This is a genomic window from Halomonas sp. SH5A2 (genome assembly GCF_014263395.1).
GTDB lineage: Bacteria > Pseudomonadota > Gammaproteobacteria > Pseudomonadales > Halomonadaceae > Vreelandella.
Window position 1 is genome coordinate 2,205,563 of sequence record NZ_CP058321.1, and the last position, 12,661, is coordinate 2,218,223.

Annotated in this window: 16 protein-coding genes; 4 read left to right on the top strand and 12 right to left on the bottom strand. The window is 55.0% G+C overall.

Translation table 11 applies throughout. From position 1 onward, the window contains the following. Positions 1-285: 285 nt before the first annotated feature. Complete coding sequence (locus tag HXW73_RS10305) at positions 286-1,143, bottom strand: bifunctional transcriptional activator/DNA repair enzyme AdaA (protein ID WP_186253028.1); 858 nt, start codon at positions 1,141-1,143, stop codon at positions 286-288. Positions 1,144-1,310: 167 nt separating this feature from the next. On the opposite strand from HXW73_RS10305, the gene HXW73_RS10310 reads away from it, so the two are divergent. Then, a complete protein-coding gene (locus HXW73_RS10310; RefSeq protein WP_186253029.1) occupies positions 1,311-2,231 on the top strand; it encodes a glutaminase in 921 nt (306 codons plus the stop codon). A 10-nt stretch (positions 2,232-2,241) separates the two neighbouring features. Here the strand turns inward: HXW73_RS10310 and HXW73_RS10315 are convergent, their stop codons facing one another. Then, positions 2,242-2,946, bottom strand: coding sequence for an aspartate/glutamate racemase family protein (locus tag HXW73_RS10315; protein WP_186253030.1), 705 nt, complete (start codon positions 2,944-2,946; stop codon positions 2,242-2,244). A 200-nt stretch (positions 2,947-3,146) separates the two neighbouring features. Here HXW73_RS10315 and HXW73_RS10320 point away from each other — a divergent pair, with 200 nt between their 5' ends. Beyond that, positions 3,147-3,962, top strand: a complete 816-nt coding sequence (locus HXW73_RS10320) for a DUF1206 domain-containing protein (protein WP_186253031.1) — start codon at positions 3,147-3,149, stop codon at positions 3,960-3,962. A 15-nt stretch (positions 3,963-3,977) separates the two neighbouring features. On the opposite strand, the gene HXW73_RS10325 is transcribed toward HXW73_RS10320, so the two are convergent. The 8 genes from HXW73_RS10325 to HXW73_RS10360 form a co-directional block, all read right to left on the bottom strand. Next, positions 3,978-4,763, bottom strand: coding sequence for a slipin family protein (locus HXW73_RS10325; protein WP_186253032.1), 786 nt, complete (start codon positions 4,761-4,763; stop codon positions 3,978-3,980). 55 nt (positions 4,764-4,818) lie between these two features. Continuing rightward, positions 4,819-6,219 carry an NfeD family protein gene (locus HXW73_RS10330; protein WP_186253033.1) on the bottom strand — a complete coding sequence of 467 codons (1,401 nt, stop codon included), beginning with the start codon at positions 6,217-6,219 and terminating at the stop codon, positions 4,819-4,821. A 346-nt stretch (positions 6,220-6,565) separates the two neighbouring features. Continuing rightward, complete coding sequence (locus tag HXW73_RS10335; RefSeq protein ID WP_186253034.1) at positions 6,566-6,982, bottom strand: DUF4019 domain-containing protein; 417 nt, start codon at positions 6,980-6,982, stop codon at positions 6,566-6,568. Between the two features lie 153 nt (positions 6,983-7,135). Next, the gene (locus HXW73_RS10340) at positions 7,136-8,065 is read right to left on the bottom strand and encodes an alpha/beta hydrolase (RefSeq protein WP_186253035.1); all 930 of its coding nucleotides are present in this window, start codon (positions 8,063-8,065) and stop codon (positions 7,136-7,138) included. A gap of 102 nt (positions 8,066-8,167) precedes the next feature. Beyond that, positions 8,168-8,653, bottom strand: a complete 486-nt coding sequence (locus HXW73_RS10345) for a DUF1456 family protein (protein ID WP_186253036.1) — start codon at positions 8,651-8,653, stop codon at positions 8,168-8,170. Then, a complete protein-coding gene (locus tag HXW73_RS10350; RefSeq protein WP_186253037.1) occupies positions 8,643-9,086 on the bottom strand; it encodes a tetratricopeptide repeat protein in 444 nt (147 codons plus the stop codon). The genes HXW73_RS10345 and HXW73_RS10350 overlap by 11 nt, the downstream gene beginning before the upstream one ends. A 160-nt stretch (positions 9,087-9,246) precedes the next feature. Next, complete coding sequence (locus HXW73_RS18050; RefSeq protein WP_186253038.1) at positions 9,247-9,510, bottom strand: type II toxin-antitoxin system RelE family toxin; 264 nt, start codon at positions 9,508-9,510, stop codon at positions 9,247-9,249. Next, on the bottom strand, positions 9,497-9,730 hold the full coding sequence (locus HXW73_RS10360) for a CopG family transcriptional regulator (RefSeq protein WP_186253039.1): 234 nt from the start codon (positions 9,728-9,730) through the stop codon (positions 9,497-9,499). Before HXW73_RS10360 ends, HXW73_RS18050 begins: the two co-directional genes overlap by 14 nt. Before the next feature lie 189 nt (positions 9,731-9,919). On the opposite strand from HXW73_RS10360, the gene HXW73_RS10365 reads away from it, so the two are divergent. Further along, complete coding sequence (locus HXW73_RS10365; RefSeq protein ID WP_186253040.1) at positions 9,920-10,387, top strand: hypothetical protein; 468 nt, start codon at positions 9,920-9,922, stop codon at positions 10,385-10,387. A 138-nt stretch (positions 10,388-10,525) separates the two neighbouring features. Then, positions 10,526-11,110 (top strand): hypothetical protein, encoded by a 585-nt coding sequence (locus HXW73_RS10370; RefSeq protein ID WP_186253041.1) that lies wholly within the window; start codon positions 10,526-10,528, stop codon positions 11,108-11,110. Between the two features lie 83 nt (positions 11,111-11,193). Here the strand turns inward: HXW73_RS10370 and HXW73_RS10375 are convergent, their stop codons facing one another. Then, positions 11,194-12,072 (bottom strand): alpha/beta fold hydrolase, encoded by an 879-nt coding sequence (locus HXW73_RS10375; RefSeq protein WP_186253042.1) that lies wholly within the window; start codon positions 12,070-12,072, stop codon positions 11,194-11,196. A gap of 173 nt (positions 12,073-12,245) precedes the next feature. Further along, positions 12,246-12,641 carry a GFA family protein gene (locus HXW73_RS10380; RefSeq protein WP_186253043.1) on the bottom strand — a complete coding sequence of 132 codons (396 nt, stop codon included), beginning with the start codon at positions 12,639-12,641 and terminating at the stop codon, positions 12,246-12,248. Between the last annotated feature and the right edge of the window lie 20 nt (positions 12,642-12,661).

Below are 12,661 nucleotides of genomic sequence, written 5' to 3' on the forward strand. Positions count from 1 at the left end.
CCAAACAGAATAATAAAAATTACGCCTAATAGCTGATAAATAAGCAATTTAACTCTATTCAAGCATTTTTTAACCCCCCTCAACTTTTAATCCCCTAACTACCCAGCCACCAATTATGTTGGCTTACTCTCGCTTAAACTGATTGAGATATGCTTGGTACACCGCCGCTTCTGAGTAAAGCGGTATTGCAGCGTTTACAATCACTTCAACGTGTAGGCTTGCGGTATCCGCTTGAGCGACGGTTAGATTCATAAACGCAACAGCATTGTTGTAATGCTTTGCAAGCTATAGACAATTTTCAAACTCAGGCGTCGTCGTATTCAACTGCGCCAACTCCCAGGCTTGTACCATCTGCTTCTTCGCCACGCCCCAACGGTAGCCGCCTAGCGCGCCGCTTTGTTGAATCACCCGGTGGCAGGGAATCCATAGCGCGATGGGGTTGGCGCCCACGGCATTGCCCACCGCCCTTGAGGACTTGGGGGTGCCTAGCGCCTGGGCAATGTGCGAATAGCTGGCCAGTTGGCCTTCGGGAATGGTCAAAAGCGCCCGCCATACGGCGATTTGGAAGTTGGTGCCAGTCACGTGCAGGGACAAAGTGGCAGCGGCATCGCCTGTCCTGTTGAACAGCGCCTCCACCGCAAAGCGCGTGGCGTCAGGGTTGTGATGAAGCGTGGAAAGCGGCCACTCTTTGGCAAGCCGAGCCAATAACTCGTCAGCACTGGTGGCATCCACAAACCCCATGCGGCAGATGCCCCGAGGCGTGACCGCCACGAACAGGCTACCCAGAGGCGTGGCATGAACGCCATAAGCAATCTCGACGCCCTGCCCCTGGCGCTTGTGCTCTCCCGGTGTGACCGCGTCCAGCTGCACAAAGTGATCATAAAGCCGCGAGCCACCGCTAAGCCCGAGCGTATGGGCGATCTCCAGCAGCGAGGTTGAGGACTGCATCAGTTGCTTGCCGCGCTCCAGCGTCAGTGCCTGCAAAAAGCGCTTGGGGCTGATCCCCACATAACGGCAGAACAAGCGCTGAAAGTGAAAGGCGCTCAAATGAACGTGAGCGGCCACCGCTTCCAGCTTGGGCTGCGCGGCCGCATGGGCCACCATGTAATCCATGGCTTTCTCGATACGCTCATAGTCGTTCATTGTTGTCTCTCACATCGTCACTTTGATTGACCTTCAAACGTCACCTTCACAGACTAAGCGCTCACGAGCGAGTTGCCGACCCGAATCTTGCTGACTGCTATAGCAGACAGCGCCATCATTTTTCGCTAGGGTAATGACCCGCCTCAACTGACGGTCACGATACGCCCATGCAAGCCTTGATCGACGACATTGCTGCCACCATGGCGAAAGCAGAAGAGCGTGGCAAAGTAGCGGATTATATCCCTGAGCTCGGCCACGTTGACCCACAACAGTTTGCCATTTCGCTGGCCACCGTGGACGGCAAGGTGTATTCGGCAGGCTGTGCGACCACCCCCTTCTCCATTCAGAGTATCTCCAAGGTATTTACGCTGACCATTGCGCTGGGGCAAGTGGGTGATTCGCTGTGGTCGAAAGTCGGCCGCGAGCCTTCGGGCGACCCTTTCAACTCCATCGTTCAGTTGGAACATGAAAGCGGCAAGCCGCGTAATCCGTTTATCAATGCCGGGGCTATTGCGGTGGTCGATGCGATCATGATGGGTCACGAACCCAAAGAGACCCTGGGCGAAATTCTCAGCTTTGTGCGCTATATCGCCGATGACGACAGCATCTACTTCGACCATAAAGTGGCCGCATCGGAGATGGCCCACCGTGACCGCAACGCCTCACTGGCGCATTTCATGAAAGCCTTCGGGCATCTACGCCATGATGTCGATAAAGTACTGGGCACCTATTTCCACCAGTGCGCCATTGCCATGAGCTGCGAGCAGCTCGCTCATGCAGGGCTTTTTCTGGCCTCGGACGGCATCAACAAGCCCAGCGGTATTCGTGTGCTGGCACCCCAGCGAGCCCGGCGGATCAACTCGTTGATGATGATGTGCGGGCACTACGACGCCTCGGGAGAATTCGCCTTCCGCGTCGGCCTACCCGGCAAAAGCGGCGTCGGTGGTGGTATCCTGGCGATTGCGCCGGGCCATGGGGCGATTGCCGTCTGGTCACCAGGGCTCGATGCCTACGGCAATAGCCTGCTAGGCACCCAGGCACTCGAAATGTTTGTCCAGAAAACCGGCTGGTCGGTATTCGGCCACTAACGGCAAGGTTTCAGGAGGCCACCCCATCGTCCAGCGCCCACCCTAGCGCACGCTGGGCGTGGATCTCGGTGGTATCAAAAAGTGCGACCGACGTATCGCTCTGGTTAATCAACAAACCAATCTCAGTGCAGCCTAGAATCACGCCTTGCGCGCCCCGCACTGAAAGCGTGGCCACCACGTCCAGGTAAGCGTCTTTCGAGGCGGGGTTGATCGTCCCACGGCAGAGCTCCTGATAAATCACGCGATGAATCACCTCACGCTGCTCGGGCTCAGGCACGACAACCTCAATCCCCCGCGCCTCCAGTCGCTGCCGGTAAAAAGGCTGCTCCATGGTGAACTGGGTACCTAGCAGACCAACGCGGTCTACCCCCTGCTCGGCCAGAATATCAGCGGTTGCCTCGGCAATATGCAAAAGCGGCAAACCTGATGCGGCCTCCACCTCGGCGGCCACCTTATGCATGGTGTTCGTGCCGATCACCAGAAAATCCGCTCCCGCTGCCGCCAGCGAAAGGGCGGCATTCCCCAATATACCCGCCATGGCCTCCCAGTCACCCTCGCGCTGAAGCTCTTCGATCTCCGCAAAGTCCACGCTATAAAGCACTATTTTCGCCGAGTGAAAGCCCCCCAGCTTCTCCGCAACGCCTTGATTGAGCATACGGTAATAGGTCTGTGTGGACTCCCAACTCATGCCTCCCAGCAAGCCGATGGTTTTCATTGCGACCTCTTGGCTCTTATCCTGTTTAAATACTTCCTGTTTATATACTTGAATGCACGCGTGCCGCCGGCACTTGATCGTCAAGCCCACCGCCGTTAACGCATCAGCGTGCTAAAGTAACAGTAGCATGAGCCCTGAACCGATAGGGAGTGCTTGGAACTATAAGGACGTTTCCCGCCATCAACAGTCAGGAGGACACCATGGCAAGCTCTACGCCCGACCACCACGATGCCATCAGCGCATATGCTCGCATGGGCTACGCCTCTCGCGGTTTAGTTTACGTTTTGGTGGGGGGGTTAGCGGCGCTTACCGCCTTTGGCCAGGGTGGCCAGGCGGAAGGCAGCCGCGGCGCGCTGGAAGCGGTGCTGGGTGCGCCGTTCGGCAAGGTGATGCTGGGCATTATCGCCGTGGGGCTGATTGGGTACGCCATGTGGCGCTGCATCCAAGCCTTCAAGGATCCCGATCATCACGGTACCAGTGCCAAAGGGCTGGTGATTCGTGCGGGCTTGTTCGTGAGTGCCGTTACCCACACATTACTGGCATTTTTTGCCGCCAGCCTTGTCTTCCGCTTTCTCTCGTCTAGCTCTTCAGGTGGCTCAAGCGGCGGTTCGGAAGGCATGGTCAGTTGGCTGATGCAGCAACCCTTTGGCCGCTGGCTGGTGGCTGCCGTCGGCATTGCCATTATCGGCGCGGGTATCGCCCATGCCGTCAAAGGCTACAAAGCCAAGTTTGATAAGCACTTCGTCATGCCCTCACGTACCCAAGCATGGGCCTATCCGATATGCCGTTTCGGCCTAGTCGTCCGTGGGCTCGTCTTTGTGATCGTGGGCAGCTTGTTTATCATCGCCGCTTATCAATTCGACCCCAACGAAGCAGGCGGCACGGCGGAGGCGTTTAACACCTTGCGCAGCCAGGCCTACGGGCAATGGCTGTTTGGATTTGTCGCGATTGGCCTGCTGGCGTTTGGTTGCTATAGCGTATTGGCCGCCATTTACCGCCGCGTCGACCCTTCATAGCGCCAGCAGGAACGTTTAAGCGTCGTCTTTTGGCGTGTCCGATGTAGGTATATGCTTGGCTTTCATATCCTTGAAGGCTTCCATGATGTCCATGGGCAACGGGAAGAAGATCGTCGATGCGTTCTTGTTGCTCATATCACTCATGGTTTGCAGATAGCGCAGTTGCAGTGCGGCGGAGTTTTCCTGCATCACGTTGGCCGCCTCGACCAGCTTCCTCGAGGCTTGCAGCTCGCCCTCGGCGTGAATCACCTTGGCGCGCCGCTCGCGCTCTGCCTCGGCCTGACGGGCAATGGCGCGAATCATGCTCTCGTCTAGGTCCACATGTTTGATCTCGACATTCGCCACCTTGATGCCCCAGGCATCGGTTTGAGCGTCGAGGATTTCCTGGATATCGTCGTTAAGCTTGTCGCGCTCGGAGAGCATCTCATCCAGGTCATGCTTACCCAGCACCGAACGCAGCGTGGTCTGCGCCAGTTGGCTGGTCGCCTGGGTGAAGTTCTCTACCTGGATAATTGCCTTTTCCGGGTCGATAACGCGGAAGTAAAGCACGGCGTTCACCTTCACCGTCACGTTGTCCTGAGAGATCACATCCTGCTCGGGCACGTCCATAGTGATAACGCGCAGATCGACTACCTGCATCTTTTGAATGGCGGGGATCACGATCACCAGCCCCGGCCCCTTAACTGTCTGGTATCGACCCAGAAAGAACACCACGCCACGTTTGTATTCCGGCAAAATGCGGATGGAGGCGGCAATCAGCAACACCACCAGCGCAACGGGCACTAAATACGATAGCAACATAGGACACCTCGTCTAGCGATTGATCAGTAATAAACAACACGCGGCAGCTAGGCGGTTACGGGGGTGATACGTAAACCGTCAAACCGTCAAGGCGCTCCACTTTCACTTCATCGCCTTGCTTGATCGGCACATTGCTCACCGCGTTCCAGCGCTCGCCATGCAGCCGCACGTGGCCGTAAGTCTCAAAATCTTCCAGGGCAACGGCGCTTGCGCCAATCAACTGATCCACGCCTGTGTGGGCTGGATGCCGACGCAGCGTTGCAAAACGCGTCAGCGTCCAGAGCATCAGTCCGCCGGATACCAACGCCACGCCGCCAATCAGCGGCAGCGAAATGGCGAGGTACTCGGCATCCATCAGCATGATCGACCCCAGCACAAAGGCGACAATACCGCCGGCCCCCAGCACGCCAAAACTGGGCATTAACGCCTCGCCCACCATCAGCGCCAGCCCGACGATGATAAGCGCCAGCCCCGCGTAATTAATCGGCAACATCTGGAAGGCAAAGAGCGCCAACAGCAGCGAAATAACCCCAATGGTGCCAGGGAAAAGGCTGCCAGGGCTCGATAGTTCGAAGATCAACCCGTAAAAGCCGATGATCAGCAGAAAGTAAGCAATATTGGGGTTGGTAATCAGCGAAAGCAGCTCTGTGCGCCAATCTGGGTCAAAGCGTTCGATGGCAAGATCGGCTGTCTCCAGCGTCAGGTCACCACCCTCCATGACCACCGTCGTGCCGTCTATTTGCGCCAGCAGGTCACTCACGTCCCGCGCAATCACGTCGATGACATCCTGCTCCAATGCCTCACTGGCGGTGAGGTTGACCGCTTCGCGCACCGCCGCTTCGGCCCAATCGGCGTTCCGGTCGTGACGCTCGGCCAGGCTGCGGATGAAGCTCACCGCATCTTCCATGACCTTGCGTTCCATGGCGCTGCTCTCGCTTCTAGATTCGCCTTCACTTTCTCTTTCACTCTCGCCTTCCGATTGGCCTTCAGCGTTGTCATCCGCTTCATCATCAGCGCTGCCGGGAAAGCCAGAGCCGCCCATCTGTACCGGCGTAGCAGAGCCCAAATGGGTCGCAGGCGCCATGGCGGCGACGTGGCTGCCATAAAGCAGGTAGGTGCCTGCGCTGGCCGCCCGCGCGCCGCTGGGGGAGACATACATCGCCAAGGGGATATCGGCATTCAGCATCTCGCGGATCATATCGCGGGTGGTGTCGACCAGGCCTCCCGGCGTATCCAGCTCAACGACAATCACCTCGCTGTCCTGCTCGCGGGCCTTGCGCACCCCGCGCTCAAGATAATCTTTGGTGGCTGGGCCAATGGCCCCTTCAATATTCATCACCAAGGCGTTGCGCGACGGCGTTTGTGCCGTGGCCTGCCAGGTAAGCGATAGTGCCAGGATCAAAAAGCCTGCCAGTGATAACCACAGCCAAGGGGATTTGTAAGAAAGGCTTCGCATATCAGCACTCCCCGCGCCTCGCGTCCTGCAACCATTACCTGGCTGCCTGGGTAAGCAGCCATTGGGCCATCACGTCCATAAACAGAAACTACATAGACAGAAGCTACATCTACAAAGACTATATATACAAAACCTACACCCTGTATAGTTACTGAACAAGTAATATCGCCATGTCGATATACTTTCAACATAGCAGTTGTGGTGGGTTTGGTAATGATGCGGGGCGTAAACTTCCTTAGCGGGAAAAATTTACGCGATTTGGCGACAACCTTGGGCATTTATCCCTATCGGGAAATAAACCTTGGCACGCTGATTCGTCAGGCACGCAGCGCTGGTAGCTGGCAAATCAGGGTGTTTCCACGTAATAGCTGCTCACCCGCCAGGTGCCATTTTCAAGGTGAGGAGTAACGGTCTCGAACCGGCGCCCGCTGTTCTCGAAGCCGGTTTGGAAGGTAAAGACGATATAGTCGCCGCTCGGCGCTCCCGGCATGGACGTTTCGCGGCTGGTACGCACGCGCTTTCGCGAGGCCACCTCGCCAAAACCCCGGCGCACAAGTTCAATGGTGCGCGCCAACATGCCCTGTGAAAGCGGCGCTTTCAGTATCGGCGACGAGGTCTCCCAGGCTTGTTCATAATTACCGTTATCGATCGCTTTCAACCAGGCAAGCGCAGCGGCCTCCGCCTCACTGGTAGTATGGGCCATTGCATGCGGGCTGAAAGACAGCAGTATTGCCGTAATGATGAAACTGAGTTTTTTGGGCATGGCTGACTCTCGATACATTGGGGACGCCCGAACAATGTTGTTCGGTATCGTTCGTCCGATATAAAGAGATATCGGAAACTGACGAGGTTTCTTTAGGGAATTTGAAAGATCAAGCCAATATCGATTTGCAACGCCCGCGCTTGTGGTTGCCCACTACAACCCCTGAAGCCACCGGCGAACGGTCGCTATGCCCTCCTCACTGACTACAAGCCCCAAGTGCGATGCGCCTTCCACCGTGGTGATGTCTGCATGCGGCACGAGCGGCCGCAGCACCGGTTCGAATTGATCCGCATAAAACGCCTCATCCTCAGCACCGGTAGCCACCAGAACGGGCGCCTGCACTGAGCCTAGCGCCTGACGAAAATCAGCCGGACTAAACCCGGTCATCAGCCGATATGAATAGGCGAGTGTCTCTAAGCCATCGCGGTACTCAGGCGGCAAGTTGAAATGCAGCACATCGGCCCCGTTGAAATGCGTGATGCCAATCGCGTTGAGCATGGAGATCGACAAAATCTTGGCGACGCTTGGCTTTGCCCAACCGCCGGAGTTGTCCCGCACAGTGGGCGCATCGTGCCCAAGGTATGGCGCCAGTAGCAGATACGCCGAAGCGAGGTGCCCATGCTGCCCACCGGCAAAGCGCACCGCGAGCCCGCCACCGGAAGAATGACCGCCCACGACCACCTTGGTGACATCGGCGTTGGTGTCTTTGATATGGGTGATGAGGTCCACCAGGTCATCTTCAAGCTGCTCAATGTAGTCGATATCGCCACGGCGCACCGGCGACGGACCATGTCCGCGGACATCCGGCGTATACACACTGGCAGCGCCTGCCTCGGCTAACTCATGGGCGAGCGTTGCCAGGTACCTGCTGTCGGTTCCAGAACCATGCACGAGGATAAGCACAGTAAGTGAGTCACTTGGATAATGGCGGTACGCAAGCGCTGTTTCGTCCCGCGCTTCAAACGTTTGCAGCGCGGGAAGCGGGCGTGATTCTTGCGCAGAGGCCAGTGCTTCAACATCCAGCCCGCTTGCGTTTGCGCTTGTCGACATCGCCACCAACATGCCCATAACGGCAATCATCATGCGTTGTCTCAATATTCCTCCCAAGCACCTGAACGCACCGACTACCTTTTCGCAGCGGCACAAAGCCCGGTGCTTGGGCTGACTCTCCATGCCGCCTACCCTTCAGGAGTTTGAACCTGAGTCTTCTGCGGCTGGCCGTAACTGGCGCTGAATGCCGAGCAAGAAATTGCGCAGCATCTGGTCTTTGCACTCACGGTAATTCTTGTGGCTCGGCTTACGGAAAAAGGCACTGAGCTCATGGTGGCTCAACGGCAGCCCGACCAACTCAAAAACTTCCAACACATCATCCGCTTTCATGTTCAGCGCAATGCGCAGCTTCTGAAACACCATATTATTGTTCAGTTGCGCTTCCGGCTCGGGTTGCGGGCCTTCGCGCTTGCCACGCTTGAAGCTGATAAACCCATTCAAAAACGCCGCCAGCTCTTTGTTCCTCATCGTGACAAACGCATCGTCCTCATCCTTCTTCAACCAAGCCGTGACCTGCTCCCGGGTCACGCTGACCTCTGCCAGGGCGAAGATATCCACGATGGTGCTGTCTTTTAAATCGAAGGTGTAACGGATACGGCGAAAAATATCGTTATTGGTCAAAATCGGGTTCCTGGCCGGTGGTTAGTTTTTCAAGCAGATCATCGATGTCTGCTTTCAGCTCGTCATCTTCTGTGCCCTGCGCGCTGGTTTTTGCCTGTCTCAAACTGGCAATAGCCGCGTCGGTCTGTCCTGCCTCAGCTTGCAACATCGCCATGGAAAAACCAATGGAGGCTATATGGTCGTTGGAATCAATGGCGACGGCTTTTTCCAGGGCCTTTTCATAGCCCGCCAGCGCGTCTTCCAGCTCTTCGGTAAAGTCCGCCAGGGTTTCCCATTGCTCCGGGTGGTCTTTATCGGTGTTCTCGTTATCGATGCAGATTGCCCGCAACTCGGCATACCGCGCATCGAATGTTTCTCTGTCTTCTTTAGCGGCGGCCTTCATCAGCTTTTCCGCTAATTCGTAGACCGCCTTGTAGATCTTGGTGTTAATCACTGCGCTTTACCTTTTTTATAAAATCAAAAAATTCACCACTTAACAGCAATAGCTATAAATATTCAGTTTAATTTTAATAGAAAAAATACCAAATGAACTGAACATTAAGTATTGAAAATACTTTTAACTTCTCCAACACTAGGTTGTTTGCATGACGTAGTTAGCTGTTCTGATAGACATTTTTTCGATGCCCCACCTTCACAACCGTGATGATAAGAATGTCATCTGCCACTTCATATACGACTCGGTACGCTCCCTGTCTAATACGGTAACGTTCTTTCCCTGAAAGCTTTTCACTGCCAACTGGGCGAGGATTATATTGCAGTTCCTCTATACGATGTAGAATACGGGCAACATCCTTATTTGGGATTGACCGAAAATCCTTCGAGACAGATTTTTTGAATACAAGCTTATAATTTGCCATGAGCCTTCAAATCGTCCAGCAAGGCCTCATAGCTCATGGTGGGCTCGGAAACGCGTTCCTCAAATGCCGCCAAATCTTCCTGATCCTCAGCCAATGCCGCACGAACAGCATCGTTTACGATATCTGACACTGAACGATGCGTATGCGCGGCCTTAAGCCTCAGCGCGGCATGTAGCTGCGGGTCAAAATAAACCGTCGACCGCTTTGATGTTTCGCTCATGGCACTCTCCGAATAGGGTAGCGTTTTGTTATTATGACGTCACAACGTCAAAGCGTCAAAATTACCCGGTAGTGCGCGAGCTCATGTTTCGCCTGGACACTACCCATGAGGACTCTGTCGAGCAAACCTGGTACGATGAAGTTGTTCGGAAAGACCGCCCTCCTAAGCCACGAAGAGTTCCGATCGAAGATGAGAGCGTTGTTAGCCAAGAAGGTTGCAAACAGTACGGATACTGGAAGAAACATCGCAGGAAGCGATAGAGGCTTCAGCATGATACGAACATTGAAAAGCCTATTTATTGGCACCGCCGCCCTCTTGATAAGCGCTTGTAGCAATACAGAACAGGGCAACTTGTATTTCGCTTCTGATAGCGGTGAAGTGGCTCTTGAACCGAGCTGTTTGCAGAACGTTTCAATGGAACAGGATCTAGAGGGAAGGGAGTTTATTAGCGTTGGGATTGCCGAAACGGAGTCGTGTTACGGCGAGATTGATACTTGGATTCAAAACCATATTGGTGAGGAAGTAGAACTTATTTTTAGTGGGGAAACTGTTTCCGGGCCTAGCCCTGTGCTAGGGCCTCTGCCTGCTAATGACATTACTATAACTTCAGATAATCACGAGATATTGTCAGACGTTTATAACCATATTTCAGATTAAACCTTCCTCTGGCTTCCTCTACAAAGCTAGTTACATATTGTTTTCATTCTACCTCCTGGTTAATGGGCCATGTCCGCCTACGATTAACCCTGAGCGATTTTTTCTCTAACCCTGGACTCCAAGCAGTGGCAAAATGACATGATTAAAAAATTACTTCTTATTCTGCCAATTTCCCTTTTAATGTCGGCTTGCCAGGAAAGCTCGGGCGATAACATTGATGACGAGTCTATCGACCTCCAAAGGCAAGCCAACGAAGAAGTTACCTTCGGCATAGCGGAAGAACTGATCGAGCAGTCACTGCAAGCAGACCCCAGCAACCATACAGCGTTGATCAATAGAGCTCAGATTGCCGTCTACCAACAGAACTACGAGCTCGCCCTAAGCGATGTGGAAAGCGCTTACGACATTGCGCCGAGTAATGATTCACTCCCCCTTTTTCGCTGCATTCTGATAGAAGAAGTCGAGGGTAATGACAGCGGGAAGGCGTGCTACTCATCTGTCGAGGAACGTTACGCCGAGCAACATAGTACTGATGATAAAATTCCCGCCAACTGGGTAGGCGCGGCCATACTGGCTGATACCAAAGACGCTCCAGGGCTGGTCGAGGCATACCTTGAGCAGGCAAGGAGTGAGGGCGATATAGAAGCTGAAATGGCAGAAACGACAATCGAAAGCCTCCGGGATGGAAGCTATGTGGATCAAGTATTGATGCGGCGGGAATGAATGTCCGCCCTGCCCTCTTGGGCAACGTAAGCCTGCGTCAGTGGCGCTACACTTAGAGAGTTGAATTCAGGATAGAGACTCACCTATTCACCGAAAAAATCGTGAAGGGCAGCGGCGCATGCGTCCGGTTCTTCCTCGGCCACGAAATGCCCGCAGTCTAGAGGCACCTCACGCACATCATCAGCCCAATCACGCCAGACGCTAAGCGGCGATTCGGCTTGCCCGGCGAGGAAGCCCCTGCCCCAGACGACCAGCATCGGGCATTGAATCCGGCGACCGGCGCTGCGATCTTCACGGTCATGCGCCAGGTCAACCGTGGCCCCCGCGCGGTAGTCTTCGCACGTTGCCTCAATGACGGATGGCTTATTGAAGTGGTGGATATACTCGGTCAACGCGGGAGCAGTGATAGCCTCCAGTCGACCTGCCCACTGCGCCAGTAGGTGGCGCAAATAAAATTCTGGATCGTGGCCGATCAATCGCTCGGGCAAGGGAGCCGGTTGGGCCAGAAATGCCCAGTGATAGGTGCGCATGACGACATCTTTGTTCATCCGTTCCCACACCTCAAGGGTCGGGACGATATCCAGTGCGGCAAACCGCAAGACCCGCTCGGGATGATCAAGCGCGAGCCGGTAGCCCACGCGTGCGCCGCGATCGTGGCCCGCGAGCAGAAATTGCTCATACCCAAGCGCCGACATGACCTCCACCATATCCTGAGCCATGGCGCGCTTGGAATACCCCAGGTGCTCTGGATCGGGTTCCGGCCCCTTGCTCTCGCCGTAGCCCCGCAGGTCGGGTATCACGAGGGTAAAATGGTTGCTTAGCTGCGCTGCCACCGCATGCCACATCACGTGATTTTGAGGATAGCCGTGCAAGAGCAAAAGCGGCGGACCAGACCCGCCGCAGCATACGAATATCTCGGCATCTCCGGTGTGGATACGGCGCTTCTCAAAATCGTCAAACATGGTCGTGATACTCCGCACTGGTAGTGTTTTGCATGACGCCGACAGCCTATATTAGAAGCAACTCCACACTAGCACGCCCGCCAGCGGTGTCTAGCACTACCAGCCCTTCTGACTCAGCATCCATCTGCGCAAGCAGTTCTCCGCGCACATTCCAAGCGGCCGACTGGCCGAGGCTACTGGTCAGCTTCATGGTTGATACCATCACTAACAGGAAGATCAGGTAAGTCATGCGGGTTGACACCTTCCAAACACCCGACATTGAACCCATATATATTGGGATTCGAGCGTGTTTGGTGGTGGGTGTAGATGCCACAGTTGGAACAGAAGTAGTGTTTTGCGACCCCGGAATTGAACTGATAAAGCGTTAGCTGCTCAGCGCCGCTGATAACACGAAGACCACTCAATGTCACATAGGCCATAACCGCGCCTTTGCGCCTGCATATGGAGCAATTACACCTTTTTGGGTCGACAAGGCCGTCAGGCAGTTCAAGCTCAAGTACCACCATGCCGCAGTGGCACGTCGCCCTATGTATGGGCTGGATTTCTACACCGCCGACTTGTTTGAGCATTGCATGTTCCCTTTGAGCTG